A 15,800-nucleotide genomic window follows, 5' to 3' on the forward strand; every position below is an offset into this window, starting at 1 on the left:
GGGTTCCCGCACGAGTCGCGCACCAGCGCGGTGTCAGCACCGTGTCAGGGGTTTGCGGGTGGCCGCGACCATACTCGTCGGGCGCTCTCACACAGAGGGAGGGAAGGGGGCCGCCGCAGTCTTCCACGCGTTCGCGAGGCTCGCGCGCAGAGCCCGCCGTGCCCACCGCACGCCGTTCGCGCGGCTCCGCACAGCCGTGCCCCCGAACCCATGACCGCCGCCCGCCACGTATGGCCTCCGCCGTCCGACGAGGTGGCGACGGTCCTCGCCGACCTCGGCCGGCCACCGCACCGGGAGACGGCCCTCGAACTGCGCGGCCCGCTGGACCGGGCCCGGATCGAGGCCGCCCTCGACCACGCCGCCGTCCACGCGCCCGCCGCCCCCGGCCACCGCATCGAGCACCACGGCCCGGGTCACCACACGCTCTGCCTGACGGCCTGCGACGCCTACCCCGTCGGCCTCCTCGCCGACCTGCTCACCCGCCCCGCGGCAGCCTCCCCTGGCTCCCCGCGCGTCCCGCCGACCCCGCTGCAGCAGGAGCTCCTCGCCGAGGCGGACGCCCGCCCCGGCCTGCACGTCGAGCAGCTCACGCTGTCCTGGCACGGGCCGCTGGACACCGCGCGGTTCCGCGCCTCCTGGCAGAGCGTCACCGACCGCGAGAGCGTGCTCCGCACCGCCTTCGACGACGGCCCGGAACCGCTGCTCACCGTGCACGAACACGTCACCGCGGACGTCCGGTTCCTGCCCGCCGCGTCCACCGCCTGGGCCGACCTGGTGGAGACCGACCGCCGTGACGGCGTGGACCCCCGCAGGCCCGGCGCCGCCCTGCGCGTGACCGTCATGGCGCCGGGCCTCCCGCACGGCGCGCATCCCGCCCGGGTGCTGCTCACCTACCACCACGCCCTGCTGGACGGTTTCGGCGCGCGCCTGCTGCTGCGCGAGTTCTACCGCGCCTACCTGGCGCACGGCCGTCTCCCCGGCGGGGAGCGCCGGCCCGGCCTGCCGGACTACACCGCGTGGCTCGGCCGGCACGACACCGGCCCCGCCCGCGACCACTGGGCCCGGGTCGCGCGGACCGCCGACGCCTCCGCCCACGTGCCGCCCCTCGCCACCGGGCCGGCCGGGCCCCCGCACGCGGCCCCGGAGCACGTCCGGCTGCGGCTGCCCGCGGACCGGGCCGCACGGCTGCACGCCTGGGCGACACGCTGGGGCGGCACCGAGAGCGTCGCGCTGCAGGCCGTGTGGGCGGTGCTGCTGTACCGGGCGCGGGGCGCGCGGGGCGCCGCCCCGGTGAGCTTCCGGATCGGCGCGGACGGGCGCGGCGTCCTCCTCGACGGCGTGGAGAACATGCCCGCCCCGCTGCGCACCACGCTGCCGCTGTGCGTCGACGTCGACCCGTTCACCACCGTGGCGACGCTCCTCACCGAGGTGCGCGACCGGGTCCTGGACATGACGGCCTACGCGTGGGCGTCCCCGGGGCAGGTCCGCGCCTGGGCGCGCCCGGAGGACGTCACGGATCCCGCCGACGACGGCGGCCTGCTGGTCTTCGCGTCGCTGCCCCGCCACCCGGACTCCGTGACGGAGGCGCTCGCCGGTGAGGGCGTGCGCGTCGGCCCGCCCGACACCCTCGCGGCGCTGACGACGCTCCCGCTCACCCTCGCCGCCCACCACGAACCGGACGGCAGCCTCGTCCTGACCGCGACCTACGCCCCCTCCCGTCTGCCGGGCGTCGCGGACCTCCTCGCGGCGAGCGCCCTGCTGCTGTCCGAGCTGCCCTACACGGAGGCCGACACCACGACCGTCGCCGATGTCCTGCGCCTGCTGTCCACGGCGGCCGCCACCGGTGCGACCACGACGCCTCCGCCGACGCCGCGCGTCCGGCCGTCCGCCCCGCCCGCGCCGCCGCTCGAGGTGCTGCGCACCGCCGGCGGGCCCGGCACCGACACCGTCTGCCTGGTCCGTGGCGCCGGGGTTCCGCGGTCCCTCTACGACCGCCTCGCCGGGGCCTACCGCGGCCCCGAGGCCGTGCTCCTGCTGCACCCGGACGCCGGCGACCCGCACATCCTCCGGCAGGCGGTGCGCACCCTGGCGGACGACGGCCGGGTCGTCGCCGTCTTCGGCTTCTCCGGCAGCGGGGCCACCGCGTACGAGACCGCCCGGCTGGTCGCGGCCGCCGGCGGCCGCACGCCCGCGCTCGTCGTCTCCGGCACCGCGGCCGGCGCCGAGGAGCTGGCCAGGACGCTCGAGACCGCGGCGGCGCGGACCTGCGCCCGCGACGGCGGCTCGCAGCGGTGAGGGCCGGAGCCCGACGGCTCCGGCCCTCACCGGTCGGCCCGCGGGCGCTACGCGGCGAGCGCCGCCCGGTCCAGCTTGCCGTGCGCCGTCACCGGGAGCCGGTCCAGGTGGCACACGCGCTGCGGCAGCATGTGCGCCGGCAGCCGCTCGCCGAGGGCCTGCCGCACCGCCGTCCCCGGCACCGTCCCACGGTCCGCCACCACGTACGCGGTCAGCGACTGCTCACCGTGCGCGTCGCGTGTCACCACGCAGGCCGCGCCCGAGACACCGGGCACGGCGCGCAGCGCGGCCTCGATCTCACCCAGTTCGATGCGGAACCCGCGCAGCTTCACCTGGCCGTCCTGGCGGCCCGCGTAGTACAGCCGCCCTTGTTCTCCGGCCACCGCCCAGTCGCCGCTGCGGTAGTGCGGGCCCGTGCCGTCGTCGGCCCGGACGAACCGGCCGGCCGTCAGTTCGGGGCGCCCGAGGTAGCCGTGGCTGACGCCGGTGCCGCACACCCACATCTCACCGGGCTCGCCCGCCGGCACGGGCCGGCCCTGCGCGTCGCGCAGCGACACCGACAGGTGCGGCAGCGGGCGGCCCACCGGTGTGCGGCCGGCCGTCGCCTCGTCGAGCACCGCCTCGTCCAGCGGGCACCAGGTGACGTGCACGGTGGTCTCGGTGATCCCGTACATGTTGACCAGCCGGGCGTTCGGGGCGGTGCCCGCCGCCCACCAGGCGCGCACGTCGGCCGGGACCAGCGCCTCCCCGCCGAAGACGACCCGGCGCAGCTCGGGCAGCCGCACCTTCTCGGCGACGGCCTCGGCGACGAGGTTGCCGAACGCGGACGGCACCTGGTTGAGGACGGTGACCCGCCGGGACGCCAGCAGCAGCGCGAACTCCAGCGGGTCGGTGGCCGCCTCCCGGTCGACGACGACCAGCCGGCCGCCGTACAGCAGGGGGCCCCACAGCTCCCACACGCTGAAGTCGAAGCTCAGGGAGTGGAACAGCGTCCACACGTCGTCGGGGCCGGTCTCCAGCAGGGGGATCGCCGCGTCCAGCAGTGCCAGCACCTGGGCGTGGCCCACCATGCAGCCCTTGGGGTCGCCGGTCGACCCGGACGTGTAGATGACGTAGGCGGTGTCCTCCGGCAGCCGGGGCGGCCCGTCCGCGTCGCCGTGGTCCGCCGCGCGGGTCGCCAGGACGTACCGGCCGGCCTGGGCGACCGGCGTCTCGCCCGGCAGCAGGCCGCAGTCGGACAGCACGAGTTCCGTGCCGGAGTCCCGCAGCAGGTACTCCTGGCGGGCCTGCGGGTAGGCGGGGTCGACCGGCAGGTAGGCCGCCCCGGACCGCAGGATGCCGATCACGGCCGCGGGCGCGTACCGGCTGCGGGCCGCGCGCAGCGCCACCAGCCGGCCGGGGCCCGCGCGGCCCCGCAGTCTGCGGGCGATGTCGTCGGCGAGCCACTCCAGTTCCAGATAGGTCGCCTCGCCCTCGGCGTCGGACACGGCGGTGCGGGCGGCGTTGCGTGCCGCGACGGCCGCGAACCGGGTGTCGAGACGGTCGGCGGGGGCGGGGGTGGTGGCGTCCATCAGGTCCTCCTGTCGGGCGGGGTGCGCCTGGTCATGCGGAGCTCTCCGCGAGCGCCGCAGGGGCCTGGGCGGTCCGCGGCAGCGCGTGCGCCAGGTAGCTGGCCACGTCGCCCGGCGTGGTGCCCCGGCCGAAGATGCGGTCCGCGCCCAGCGCGGCGGCCGAGGCCGGGTCGAAGCGGGGCCCGCCCACCACCAGCAGCGGGCGTTCCCGCTCGGCGAACTCCACCCGCAGTTCCGCGCTCAGTTCGCGGACGTTGGTCAGGTGCGCGTCCCGCTGGGTGACGGCCTGGGAGACCAGTACGGCGTCCGCGCCCTCGGCGCGGGCCCGGCGCACCAGGTCGCCGACCGGCACCTGCGCCCCCAGGTTGACCACGCGCATCTCCTGGTAGGCCTCCAGGCCCTTCTCGCCCGCGAAGCCCTTGATGTTGAGGATCGCGTCGATGCCGACGGTGTGCGCGTCGGTGCCGACGCACGCGCCCACCACCACCAGCCTGCGGCCGAGCCGCTCCCGTACGGCCGCGTCGACCTCCTTGACCGACAGCAGCGGGTAGTCGCGCTCGGCCACCACCACCTCGTCCAGGTCCACGGCGTGCGCCACGGGCCCGTAGACGACGAAGAAGCTGAACCGGTCGCCGCCGACGGGCTTGCCGTGCACCAGCAGGGGGCGTTCGATGCCCATGCGGCGGGCCAGGCGCAGCGCGGCGCCCTCGGCCAGCGGGCCGTGCGGCAGGGGCAGCGTGAACGACACCTGGACCATGCCGTCGTCGGGGGTGTCGCCGTAGGGGCGGACGGATCCGGTCGCGCGCGGTGCGTCGGCACGCGCGGCGGTCCCGTCCCGGTCGGTGCGCTCGACGTCCATGGAGCTCACGTTCCTTCCAGAATCTCGACGGCCGGGTTGCGGTATCCGGGTGCCCGGGCGACCACGCCCTCCGCGCCCCGCCCGCCGGACGCGGGGCGGCGCATGCCGCCGAAGGCGCCGCGGGCGATGGCGTCCAGCAGGCCCCGTTCGCAGATGTCCTCGAGCAGGGTGACGGCCTCGTCGAGCACCTGGTGCGCCCGCCGGACGATGAAGCCGTCCCGGGGCGGGCGGAAGTCCTCGGCGAGCGAGCCGGCGGCGCCGAGCACGTAGCGGACGTTGCCCAGCGCGAGGTCGCGGTCGGACAGGAACGGGGTGACGACGGCCTCGGTCATCATGCCGACCAGGAGGATGCTCTGCCCGGTGAGCGTTCCCGCCAGGTTGAAGAAGCCGTTCAGGAGGTGGCCGCGGAAGATGTCCCCGGTCATGTGCTTGGTCGGCGGCATCCACTTCAGCGGCGCGTCGGGGAAGAGCTCGCGGGCCAGCAGGGCGTGCGCGAGTTCCAGGCGGAACGACTCCGGCCGGTCCGGGTCGATCTCGAAGGCGTGGCCCAGGCCCATCTGTCCCGCCGTCAGGCCGGCCTCGGTGGCGAAGTACTCGTTGAGCAGCTGGCTCGCGGTGACCGTGTGGGCGGCCTCCACCGCGTCGGCGGTGGTGAGGTAGTTGTCCTCGCCGGTGTTGATGACGATGCCCGCCCGGGCGTGCAACTGGCGGGAGAAGCGCTGGTCGACGAAGGTGCGCACCGGGTTGATGTCGCGGAAGAGGATGCCGTACATGGAGTCGTTGAGCATCATGTCCAGCCGCTCCAGGCCGGCCAGTGCGGCGATCTCCGGCATGCACAGCCCGGACGCGTAGTTGGTGAGCCGGACGTACCGGCCCAGTTCCTCGGACACGTCGTCGAGCGCGGCCCGCATCAGCCGGAAGTTCTCCCGCGTGGCGTAGGTGCCCGCGTATCCCTCGCGGGTGGCGCCCTCGGGCACGTAGTCCAGCAGGGACTGCCCGGTGGAGCGGATCACGGCGATCACGTCGGCGCCGCCGCGTGCGGCGGCCCGGGCCTGCCGGATGTCCTCGTAGATGTCGCCGGTCGCCACGATCAGGTAGATCCACGGCGCGGGCGGGTCGCCCAGCCGGCCCGCCCTGCGGTCCCGTTCGGCGCGCTGCCCGTCGATCGCCCGGATCCCGCCGGCGACCGCCCGGCGGGCCGCGAGCGCGGCCGCTTCGGCGTCGGCGCCCTCGGGGACGCGGAAGGGCACGTCGCGGGCGGCGGCCCGGGCGGCCAGTTCGGTCAGGTTCCGGTAGCGGCCGGTGCGCAGCGCGTCCCACACCGGCAGGCACACGCCGTGCTCCAGGCCGACGGCGTCCACGACCCCGTCGACGAGGCGGTTCACCCAGGGGATGCCTTCGGCGTCGGCGCCGTCCAGCCCGGCCAGGCGCAGCGTCGCCCGCTCCACCGAGACGGTGGTGTGCGACCGGGCCAGTTCCACCATGGGGTGGCCGGCCCGTTCGGCCAGTGTCCGCGCCCGGGCGACCGTGGCGCCGTCCAGCCCGAGTTTCGCCGGCGTCGCGGCGACGGGCGCGGTCACGGCGTGGCTCCCCGGCGGCCGGCCGCGCGGTCGAACAGGGCGCGCACCCCGGGCACCTCACGCACCAGCCGCAGGGCGAGGTCGCTGTGCCCGGGCAGGTAGCCGTTGCCGATGAGGAGGGTGACGTCACGGCCCAGTCCCTCGGCGCCGAGCGCCGCCGCCGGGAACGACGTCGCCATGGAGAAGAACACCACCGTGCCGCCGTCGCGGGTGGCCAGGACGGCCGCGTGCTCGCAGCCGCCGACGTCGGTGCAGACCACGGTGACGTCGTGTTCGCCGCCCTCGCCGAGCAGCGCGTGCACGGCGAGCGCGTCACGGGCGTCGGCGCACACCGTCTCGTCCGCCAGCCCGCTCGCGGCGAGCGCCCGCGCCTCGGCGGCGTCCGGCACGACCCCCGTGACCCGTGCGGCGCCGGCCCGCCGGGCGGCCGCCAGCGTCAGGGAGCCCGACTTGCCGGACGCGCCCAGCACCAGCACGGAGGGCGCGGAGCCCTCGCGCGCGCGGGAGCGGACGATCCGTTCGGTCAGCGCCGGCGCGCCGCACACGTCGAGCACCGACAGGACCAGGTCGTCGGGCAGGTCGTCGGGCAGCACCGCCGCCACCGACCGGCCGAAGAGGATGGCGTGGCCGCGTGCCGGGACCCGCTCGCCGAGCCCGTCCCAGTCGCGCAGCCCGTCGGTGATCTCCAGCGGGGTCAGGGTCAGCGACACCAGGGTGGCGATCCGGTCTCCCGGCCGCAGCCCCAGCGGCGAGTCCGGGCCGACCTCGGCGACGGTGCCGATCAGCATGCCGCCCGACCCGGTGACCGGGTTGTGCATCTTGCCGCGGTCCCGCACGATCGCGCACACCGCGTCCCGCAGCGCCCGCGGGTCGCCCCCGTGGGCCTCGCGCAGCTGCCGGAACGAGGCGGCGTCGAGGTTGAGGCAGGTCACGTCGACGCGGACCTCGTCGGCGCCGATCCGCGGGTCGGGGTCCAGGCGCAGCGCCCCCTGGGGCAGCGCCCCGGCGGGGGCGAGGACCCGGTGCAGACCCAGGCCGGACGACGTCACCGGGGCCGCGGCCGTCACCGACGCCGTGGCGGTCGCCGGCGCCGACACCGTCGCGGCCGTCGCGGTCGCGGTCGCCGCGGTCACGACGCCGCTCCGACGAGGGCACGGGCGCTGGTCCACCACAGCCGCCCTTCCTCGGGCAGGGTGTGGATCGGGTCGTAGTAGTGGTGCACGCGGTCCAGCGCGGCCGGGTCGTCGTGCTCGACGGTGGTCCGGTAGTTCTTGCTCCAGGAGGAGATGCCGCGCCGCCGGTCGTAGCCGTCGGCCTGGTCGACCCACCGCTTGCCGACGTACGGCACGTCGCACACCAGCCGGGGGGTGGCGAACCCCGGCAGGTATCCCATGATCGAGCGCTGCAGGCTCTGCGCCCGCGCCAGCGGCAGCCGCCAGTGCTCGGCGCCGGGGATCATGTCGCAGAGGTAGAAGTAGTACGGCACCACGCCCGCCGAGTCGAGCAGCGCGAAGCACAGGTCGAGGAGCGCCTCGGGCGTGGCGTTCACCCCTTCAAGCAGCACCCCCTGGTTGCGCACGTCGCGCAGTCCCGCCGCCAGCAGCGCCCGGGACGCCTCGGCGACCAGCGGGGTGACCTGCTGCGCCGCGTTGGCGTGGGTGTGCAGGGCCAGGGACACTCCCCGCTCGCGCGCCTTCGCCGACAGTTCGGCGACGCCCTCCAGGACCCGTGGCGCGAGCCAGTGCTGGGGCAGCCCGATCAGGCCCTTGCTGGCCAGGCGGATGTCGCGCACCGAGTCGAGTTCCAGCAGCCGGTCGACGAACGCGGCCAGCCGGGGCCAGGGAACGTTGGCGACGTCGCCGCCGGAGACCACCACGTCCCGCACGGACGGCGTGGCCCGCAGGTACTCGATCATGCGGTCCAGCCGGTCCGCGGGGCGCAGCACGAACCGGTACTTGGTGACCTGCGGCGTCGACGTTCCGACGAGGTCCATGCGGGTGCAGTGACCGCAGTACTGCGGGCACGTCGTGACCAGTTCGGCCAGCACCTTCGTCGGGTAGCGGTGCGTCAGGCCCTCCACCGTCCACATCTCCGCCTCGTGCAGCGAGTCGCGGGACGCCAGGGGGTGGCTGGGCCAGGAGGGCTGCCGGTCGGAGGCGACGGGGAGCATGTACCGGCGGACCGGGTCCGCGTACCAGGCCGCGGTGTCGACGGGCTCGCCGGGCGCGAACGTGTTGAGCACGTGCGGGGTCAACAGCACGGGCATGGTGGCGTGCAGGCGCTGATCGGCGGCCAGGTCGGCGTAGAACGCGTCCGACAGACCGCTGCCGGCGACCGCGCGCAACTCCTCGACGCCCTTGACGCAGTGGGCGCGCTGCCACTGCGCGTCGCGCCACTGGGCCTCGGTGACGTCCCGCCAGCCGGGAAAGCGCTGCCAGTCCGGCTCGACCGCCTGGTGGCGGCGGTAGGCGTACGGCTGCGGAAGGGGGTCGGCGACGGCGTCTGCGGGGACGGTCCCGGCCCCGGGTGAACGGGACAACACCCTGCTCCTCGATTCCTCCGGCGTCACGCCGGTCAGTCGGTGGTCCGGCCGCGGGCGCGAGGACGCGCCCGCCGGTCGTTTCAGTGGGCGAAGCGGTACACCAGCGACCCGTCGTCGCCGTCGGGCATCCGGGTGAAGCCGGCGCGCTCGATGACCGCCCGCGAGGCGTGGTTGTCCTCGGTGGTGGTGGCCACGACGGTGCTCACGCCGGGGCGGGACCGCGCCCAGCGGGCCAGCTCCCGCAGCGCCTCGGTGGCGTAGCCGTGGCCCCGGGCGGCCTCGGCCAGGTCGAAGCCGATTTCCACCGATCCGTCGGCGGGCGGGCCGTGGAAGCCCATGGCGCCGACCACCGCGGCGTCCTCGGTCCTCATCAGCAGGTACATGCCCCAGCCGGGCAGGTGCGCGCCCGCGTCCTCGGCCCGCACGAGCATCCGGGCGGCCACCCGGGTCTCGGCGCTCGGCGCGCCTCCCACCCAGGACAGGCCGCACGTCGCGCCGTCGGTGATCTCGCGGGCCTCCTCGGGCAGCGCCTCCCGCAGCCACAGCCGGTCGGTCGTCAGCAGCTGCGGCGCGGGCCGGGCGGCGTCCTCGGCGGCGATCCGGGCGACGGCCTCGGGCCGGCCGTCGGACCACACCTCGGCCACCCGGTCGAGGCAGGACTGCTCGGTCCCGGTCCAGCCGGTGGTCTCCCAGCCGGCGGGCAGCGGCGACCGGCTCGGCCACACCGCGTACTGCCGGTGGGTGCTGACGATGACTGCGTGCGTCATGTGTGTTTCTCCTGCTGGTTGCGTTCGCGCCGGCGGCCCCGCGGCCCCGGGCGGTGGAGGCCGCCGCCGCGCCCGTGCCGTGGGCGGCCCGGGCACCGGCGGCGCCCGGTCAGGGGAGCGGGTCGATGCCGTCGAGGGCGTCGAGGAGTCGCTCCAGGTCCTCCTGCGGGCCGAGGGAGATCCGCAGGTGACCGGGGAAGCCGAACCGGCCGGCGTCCCGGACGAGGATTCCGTGCTCCTCGGCGAGCAGCCGCTCGGCGGTCGCCGAGTCGCTCACCGGGACCGCCACGAAGTTCGTCGCGGATGGCAGCGACCGCCGGCCCCGGCGCTCCAGCTCAGCGCGGAACGCGGCCCGGCGCAGCGCGTTCTCGCGCCGCACCAGCGGAATGTGGTCCGTGTCCTCGAGCGCGGCGACGGCCGCGGCCTGCGCCACGGCGTTCACGCTGAACGGCATCGTGCCCTGCGCGGCGCGCAGCCGGCCGGTGAGGTCGGGGCTGCCGACGGCGTAGCCGACGCGCAGCGCGGCCAGGCCGTGGGCCTTGGAGAAGGTGCGCAGCGACAGCAGCGGGGCGCCGCTGCCCAGGTAGTCGCAGAGCCGGGGGGTGCCGGCCGGGGCGAACTCGAGGTAGGCCTCGTCGAGCACCAGGGGCGTGCCGGTCACCGCGGCCCGCTCCACGAGCAGTTCGAGTTCGTCGTGGCCGAGCACGGCGCCGCTGGGGTTGTGCGGGTGGCACAGGTGGACGAGGCCGGCGTGCTCCATCGCGGCGGCGACGGCCCGGACGTCGACCCGGGTGCCGTCGAGGGGGATCTCCTCGCAGCCGCGGCCGGTCGCCTCGAGGCAGACGCGGTAGCCGGGGAAGGTTCCGGCGGTGGTGACACCGGGGCGGCCGCGGTCGCCCAGGGCCAGAGCGGTCAGCAGGACGAGTTCGTCGCTGCCGTTGGCCACCACGACCCGGTCCTCGCCGACCGCGTTGTGCGCGGCGACGGCCCGGACCACGTCGAGCCGGGCCGGGTCGGGGTAGCGGGCGGTGGGCGTCAGGGCGTCCCGGGCGGCCCGCAGTGCCAGGGGACTGGCGCCGTACGGGCTCTCGCTCAGGTGCAGCCGGGCCGGCTCCGCGCGGACCGCGGTCACGCTCACGCCGCGTCCCCCAGCAGGATGCCGAAGCAGTAGCTGCCCGGTTCCGCCTCCAGGGTGAGGAACTGGTGCTCGGCCCCGGCGGGGACGTGCAGCAGCGCCGGGGAGGCGAGCAGGTGCGTCTCGCCGTCGACGGTCACCTCGATGCGGGCGCCGCCCGGGTTGGGGGAGACGAGGAAGTAGATCTCCGCCACCTCGTGGCGGTGCGGGTCGGCGACGGGTTTGCCCACCAGGTGGTCGATGGGGCCGCCGGCGAGCTGCACCGGGACCCCGCCGAACATGTCCGCCGTCAGGTAGAAGGGCGCGGGCGCGTGATGGCCCGCGACGGGGAGGAACTTCGGGACGTCGGTGCGGACGCCGGCGGTTGCCACGATGACTTCTCCTCTTCCGGACCGGATCGCTCACGCTCCCGCAGAGCGTGGCCGATCCGGATAGAGCGCCGGTGGAGCAGCCGCCGGGACGGGGTCAGGGCGCCGTCGTGCCGGCGAGCGCCGTCACCGCTCCCGGTTCCTCCCGCGGTGCCTCAGGGGCCTCTCGCGGCGGTTCCACCACGAAGGACAGTTCCTCGGCGACCCGCTCGGCGAGCCGGAACATGGCGTCGTGGTCGGCGACGACCGCCTCCATCCAGCCGACCTCGGAGGTGTGCACGCCCGGGGGAAGCCGGTCGCCGGGCGCGTGGGGGCAGTTGATCCGCTTCACGCCCTCCAGGGCCGAGGCGGCGCGCAGGCCCTGCACCCCCGCGTACGTGCCGCCCTCGTAGGGCGCCAGGAACGACCGGGTGAAGACCACCTGTTCGTCCTGGGCGCGGACGTCCGACACGTCCTCGCCGAGGGCGACCCGCCCGGCCAGGGTGACGGGGTCCAGGTCCCCGGCGAGCCGGGCGAGTTGTACCTGCCAGCCGCCCAGCCGCCCGTTGACCTCGATGATCCGCGGCCCGTCAGAAGTCAGCTTGACCTCGGTGTGGGTGACTCCCCGGGTCACCCCCAGGGCCCGCAGCGCCGCGGTGACCAGTGCGAGCACGTCCTCGCGTTCGGTGGCGGCCAGTGCGGCCGGGCGCAGCTGCCCGGTCTCCCGGAACGGGGGCGACAGCGGGAACTTTCCGGTGACGGCCCAGTGGGAGATCCCGCCCGCGGAGACGGCCGACTCCACCGACACGTAGTCGCCGAACCTCCCGCGGTCCTGGCCCCGCAGGAACTCCTCCAGCACCAGCGGTTCCGGGTCGGCGCCCGTCAGCAACGCGGCGGCGAGCGCGGCGCCCTGCTCGGCGGTCTCGACGAGGTGGGTGCTGCGGCTGCCCAGGCCGCCGGCCGGCTTGAGCACGGCGGGCAGCCCCACCGCGGCGAGGGCCGGCTCCCAGTCGGCGGGCCTCTCCAGCCGGTGATGGCGCACGGAGTCCACGCCGTGCTCCCGCAGCCGGGTCCGCTGCGCGTGCTTGTCCCGGAGCAGGTCCACCGTCTCCGGCGAGTGGTAGGGGAGGCCCAGCCGGACGGCGAGCCGCGCGGTGTCGTGCAGCCTCTTCTCGCTGAACGTCAGGACGGCGTCCGGGCGGTGGGCGCGCAGCAGCCGCGCCGACACCTCGGGGTCCTCGCTCAGCACGACCACGGGCACCAGTTCCTCGGCGAGCAACTGAACGGTCCGCGTGTGCGGGGAGGGCCACAGCGCCAGCACCACGTCGCCCAGGGGCTCCAGGCCCTCGGTGACGTCGAGCACGGTCGCGGACCCCTCGTCGTAGATCACGACGAGGACGGGACGGTCGGACATGGCGGGACTTCCTTCGGAGACGGACGGCAGGGGCGGGGACGGGGCTGTTCAGAGCGCCGGCAGGTCGGACTCCTCGGCGTAGCGCACGCCGGAGAGCACGTCGGCCAAGGGGGTACGCGGGACGCCGGCCCCACCGGCCGGCGCGGGCCGGTCCCGCACGCCGAAGAGGGGCAGGGCGGGTCCGGTGCCGCTCACCTCGGTCTCGATGTTCCGGTGGGCCGCCCACCGGAGCCGGCCGAGCCGGAAGCGGTCGCTGACCACCCGTTCGCCCCGGACGGCGTTGACCTGGACGCCGTCGTGCTCGAACCCGAACTTGCGGCACACGCCGCGGGAGGCGTCGTTGCCCTGGCGGACGACGGAGAACGCCTCCTCCGCCCCGAGCCCCGTGAAGGCCAGTTCCAGCGCGGCGGCCCGGGCGTGCCCGCCCAGGCCTTCGCCCTGCCGCCCCAGCGACAGCCAGGACGTCAGCAGCACCTCGCGGTTGACGCCGAAGTCCCGCGCCCCGAGGCTCTGCGACCCGATCACCTCGCCGTCGTGGACGACTACCAGGTACAGCGTCCAGTCCTGCGGGCTCCACGACGCCATGGCGTTCCAGTGGCGCTGCAGCACCCGGTGGGCGACCTCCTCGGGGGTGCCGTCCGTCCACTGAGAGAAGAACGGCATGAAGCCGGGCGCGTGCACGCCTTCCACCGCGCGCGCGGCGAGCGCGTCGAGGTCCTCCGGGGAGGGCCAGCGCAGCTCGACGCGCGAGGTGCGCGCCCGGACGCCGGTGAGCGGCCAGTGGTTCATGGTGTACGGCATGGCGACCTTCCGTCGGGCGGGAGCGGCGGGAGTGACAGGGGCTGCGAGGACGGCAGGGACGGCGGGCGGTGGCGACCGCCGTCAGACCGCGGCGGGTTCCGGGCCGGAGACGGTGTCCCGCTCGTCGTCCTTCCCGGAGGCCTCCGGTGCCTTGTCCGCGGTGGGCAGGTCCGCGGTGACGCCGAGCGTCGTCCGCAGCCGCACGGACACGGCGACGACCGCGAGGCAGACGGACACCAGCAGGGCCATCAGGGCGATGCCGTCCGCGACCGGCAGGGCGGCGCCCGCCAGCGCCGGGCCGGCCACCGAACCGGTGGACACGGCGACGGACAGCAGGGCGTTGACCCGGCCCCGCATCGGCTGCGGCGCGATGTCGTTCAGCAGGGACGTCACGACGGGGAAGACCAGCGCCTCACCGACCGAGAGGAGCACCACGCCGCCCAGCGCCAGGAGCAGCGCCTCGCCGCCCCCGCTGCGCCCCGCGACGGCCACCAGCGCCCACGCCACCGCCCAGAGGGCCCCGGAGGCGGCCAGCACCGAGCTGCGCCGGAACCGCTGCAGCGGCTCGGCCAGCAGCACCTGGGCGGCGACGGCGACGAGGATGTTGAGGGCGAAGACGCCGGAGAGGCCGCCGGCCCCGACCGCACCGCCCATGGTCAGGTAGCCGGGCAGGCCGGAGCGGAACTGCCCGTAGGAGACGAGCGAGCACAGCGCCAGCACCGCCAGCAGCGCCCCGATGTGCCGGTGCGTCAGGACCGCCCGGTAACCCCGCGGGCCGGCGGTGGCCTCCTCGTCGGCGTCCTTCGCGTCGGTCCCGCCGGTCACCCGCGGCAGCAGCCAGAACAGGGCCGCGCCGGCCAGCAGGAACGTCGCCCCGTCGGCCAGGTACAGCGCCGAGAACCGCGCGGCACGCGAGCCGATGTCGAGCGACGCCAGCGCACCGCCGGCCATCACTCCCAGACCCGTCATGGCGTTGAAGACGGCGAAGTCGGCGGAGTAGGCGAGCTGCCTCTCCCGCGCCGACGTCGCGCCCGCGTACAGGAACCGCAGGGCCGTGCCGACCCCGCTGATGCCGAAGCCGTACACCACGGCCGCGAGCATCGCCGTGGCCGCGCCGGTGACCTGGGCGTAGAGGGCCGTGCCCACGCCCGCGACCGCCATCACCAGCGGCACCGTCGTGCGGGGCGCGAACCGGTCGAGCAGGGAACCCCACAGCAGGCCGCCGAACACGGCGGTGGCCGCCTGGACGGCCAGCGTCGTCGCCGGCACCCACGCGGGCAGCCCGCGCACGTCGCTGAGGTAGATCCACAGGAAGGGCAGCACCAGGCCGCCGCCGAAGGAGTTGACGGCGTTGACGCCGAGGACGATCCGTGTGCGGGGGGTCAGCTCCCGCACCACGGCGAGGGGTTTGGGCATCAGTGCGCCTCCAGTACGTACAGCCACGAGTGGGGGGTGCCGAACGGCACGACGCGGCGCGGTACCAGGCCCGCCGCGGCGAAGAGCTCCTCGTAGGTCTCCTTGGTGTGCAGCGGGACGCCCATCAGGGCGTGCGCCAGCTCGTAGCCCAGGGAGAACACGGGCAGCGAGGTCGCGTCCGCGCTGTCCGGACGCAGCACGGTGTCCGCGAGCACGAACGTGCGGGCCGCGGGGAACGCCTCCCGCAGACGGGTGAAGGTGTGCGGGCGGGTCTCCGGGTCGGCGAGCAGGTCGTGGAGCAGGAAGAAGCTCATCACGGTGTCGACCTCGCCGAGCCGGTCCCGCAGCGCGTCCCGGTGGCACACGTCGAGCACGTCGGCCCGGACCGCCTCCACCCGGTCGGCGAGTCCGGCCTCGGCGATGGTGCGCCGTCCCAGTTCGGTGGCCGGGCCGCTGATGTCCAGGCCCAGGCCGCGGGTGCCGGGGCGGTCGGCGACGACGCGGGAGACCCGCGCGGAGATGCCGCTGCCGAGGTCGGCGAGGACGGAGAAGTCCACGTCGGCCAGGACCTCGTCCAGCACGCCCGCCATGAACGCCCGGTCGTTCTGGCCGGAGCCGAGCGCGACCATGGCCTCGTCGCGGAGCACGTCGGCGCCGAACGCGGCCTCGCCGGTGACGATGCGGTGGGCCTGGGTGAACACCTCGTCGTACCCGCCGACGCCCCAGGTGAAGTAGCCGCGCATGCGGATGATCTCCTGGCCCGCCGTGGTCAGCAGCACCTTGTCGGTGTCCTGCAGCCGCAGCCAGCCGCAGGTGGCGGCGGCCCGGACGAGTTCGCGCAGGACCCGTTCCCGGACGGCCGGGCCCAGTTCGGCGGCGAGGACGCGCAGGTCGAGCAGCGGGTCGGCGGCCAGCCGCTCCCAGACGCCGAGGCGGTCGAGGGTGTGGACGACCGTACCGGCGACGTAGCCGTTGAACGCCTGGTCGACGCCCATGGGGGCGGGAGCGGCGCCGGCCCAGTCGGCGGGCACGGCGAGGGTGGGGGAGTGGTCCTGGACGGCTGTCATGGCGGT

13 protein-coding genes are annotated in these 15,800 nt (G+C 75.6%); 1 reads left to right on the top strand and 12 read right to left on the bottom strand.

All coding sequences use genetic code 11. The features are described 5' to 3' along the window. Positions 1 to 210: 210 nt before the first annotated feature. A complete protein-coding gene (locus ABZ836_RS28940; RefSeq protein WP_361147077.1) occupies positions 211 to 2,295 on the top strand; it encodes a condensation domain-containing protein in 2,085 nt (694 codons plus the stop codon). A 47-nt stretch (positions 2,296 to 2,342) separates the two neighbouring features. On the opposite strand, the gene ABZ836_RS28945 is transcribed toward ABZ836_RS28940, so the two are convergent. From ABZ836_RS28945 to ABZ836_RS29000, 12 genes are all read right to left on the bottom strand, one after another. After that, on the bottom strand, positions 2,343 to 3,866 hold the full coding sequence (locus tag ABZ836_RS28945) for an amino acid adenylation domain-containing protein (protein WP_356138823.1): 1,524 nt from the start codon (positions 3,864 to 3,866) through the stop codon (positions 2,343 to 2,345). Positions 3,867 to 3,897: 31 nt separating this feature from the next. Beyond that, entirely contained in the window at positions 3,898 to 4,725 is an 828-nt protein-coding gene (locus ABZ836_RS28950) for an OAM dimerization domain-containing protein (protein WP_361147081.1), read from the bottom strand. A 5-nt stretch (positions 4,726 to 4,730) separates the two neighbouring features. Next, positions 4,731 to 6,305, bottom strand: a complete 1,575-nt coding sequence (locus ABZ836_RS28955; protein ID WP_361147084.1) for a lysine 5,6-aminomutase subunit alpha — start codon at positions 6,303 to 6,305, stop codon at positions 4,731 to 4,733. After that, positions 6,302 to 7,438: an L-erythro-3,5-diaminohexanoate dehydrogenase gene (locus tag ABZ836_RS28960; RefSeq protein ID WP_361147087.1), complete on the bottom strand. Its 1,137-nt coding sequence runs from the start codon at positions 7,436 to 7,438 to the stop codon at positions 6,302 to 6,304. Before ABZ836_RS28960 ends, ABZ836_RS28955 begins: the two co-directional genes overlap by 4 nt. After that, on the bottom strand, positions 7,435 to 8,844 hold the full coding sequence (locus tag ABZ836_RS28965) for a lysine 2,3-aminomutase (protein WP_361147090.1): 1,410 nt from the start codon (positions 8,842 to 8,844) through the stop codon (positions 7,435 to 7,437). The genes ABZ836_RS28960 and ABZ836_RS28965 overlap by 4 nt, the downstream gene beginning before the upstream one ends. Before the next feature lie 83 nt (positions 8,845 to 8,927). Continuing rightward, positions 8,928 to 9,710: a GNAT family N-acetyltransferase gene (locus tag ABZ836_RS28970; RefSeq protein ID WP_356138816.1), complete on the bottom strand. Its 783-nt coding sequence runs from the start codon at positions 9,708 to 9,710 to the stop codon at positions 8,928 to 8,930. A 13-nt stretch (positions 9,711 to 9,723) separates the two neighbouring features. Next, the gene (locus ABZ836_RS28975) at positions 9,724 to 10,752 is read right to left on the bottom strand and encodes a histidinol-phosphate transaminase (RefSeq protein WP_356138815.1); all 1,029 of its coding nucleotides are present in this window, start codon (positions 10,750 to 10,752) and stop codon (positions 9,724 to 9,726) included. Then, on the bottom strand, positions 10,749 to 11,120 hold the full coding sequence (locus ABZ836_RS28980) for a cupin domain-containing protein (protein ID WP_356138813.1): 372 nt from the start codon (positions 11,118 to 11,120) through the stop codon (positions 10,749 to 10,751). Before ABZ836_RS28980 ends, ABZ836_RS28975 begins: the two co-directional genes overlap by 4 nt. Positions 11,121 to 11,214: 94 nt before the next feature. Further along, positions 11,215 to 12,510, bottom strand: coding sequence for an ATP-grasp domain-containing protein (locus ABZ836_RS28985; RefSeq protein ID WP_361147095.1), 1,296 nt, complete (start codon positions 12,508 to 12,510; stop codon positions 11,215 to 11,217). Between the two features lie 48 nt (positions 12,511 to 12,558). Continuing rightward, entirely contained in the window at positions 12,559 to 13,311 is a 753-nt protein-coding gene (locus tag ABZ836_RS28990) for a GNAT family N-acetyltransferase (protein ID WP_356138809.1), read from the bottom strand. Between the two features lie 81 nt (positions 13,312 to 13,392). Further along, on the bottom strand, positions 13,393 to 14,727 hold the full coding sequence (locus ABZ836_RS28995) for an MFS transporter (protein ID WP_361147099.1): 1,335 nt from the start codon (positions 14,725 to 14,727) through the stop codon (positions 13,393 to 13,395). Then, positions 14,727 to 15,794 carry a methyltransferase gene (locus ABZ836_RS29000; RefSeq protein WP_361147102.1) on the bottom strand — a complete coding sequence of 356 codons (1,068 nt, stop codon included), beginning with the start codon at positions 15,792 to 15,794 and terminating at the stop codon, positions 14,727 to 14,729. The genes ABZ836_RS28995 and ABZ836_RS29000 overlap by 1 nt, the downstream gene beginning before the upstream one ends. Positions 15,795 to 15,800 lie beyond the last annotated feature (6 nt).

Origin of the sequence: Streptomyces sp. NPDC047130 (assembly GCF_040643475.1) — a bacterium.
In the GTDB taxonomy this organism is placed as follows: Bacteria; Actinomycetota; Actinomycetes; order Streptomycetales; family Streptomycetaceae; genus Streptomyces.

Coding starts and splice junctions, on each gene's coding strand:
- ABZ836_RS28940 (WP_361147077.1), top strand. CDS start 211: ATGACCGCCGCCCGCCACGTATGGCCTCCGCCGTCCGACGAGGTGGCG.
- ABZ836_RS28945 (WP_356138823.1), bottom strand. CDS start 3,866: ATGGACGCCACCACCCCCGCCCCCGCCGACCGTCTCGACACCCGGTTC.
- ABZ836_RS28950 (WP_361147081.1), bottom strand. CDS start 4,725: ATGGACGTCGAGCGCACCGACCGGGACGGGACCGCCGCGCGTGCCGAC.
- ABZ836_RS28985 (WP_361147095.1), bottom strand. CDS start 12,510: ATGTCCGACCGTCCCGTCCTCGTCGTGATCTACGACGAGGGGTCCGCG.
- ABZ836_RS28990 (WP_356138809.1), bottom strand. CDS start 13,311: ATGCCGTACACCATGAACCACTGGCCGCTCACCGGCGTCCGGGCGCGC.
- ABZ836_RS28995 (WP_361147099.1), bottom strand. CDS start 14,727: ATGCCCAAACCCCTCGCCGTGGTGCGGGAGCTGACCCCCCGCACACGG.
- ABZ836_RS29000 (WP_361147102.1), bottom strand. CDS start 15,794: ATGACAGCCGTCCAGGACCACTCCCCCACCCTCGCCGTGCCCGCCGAC.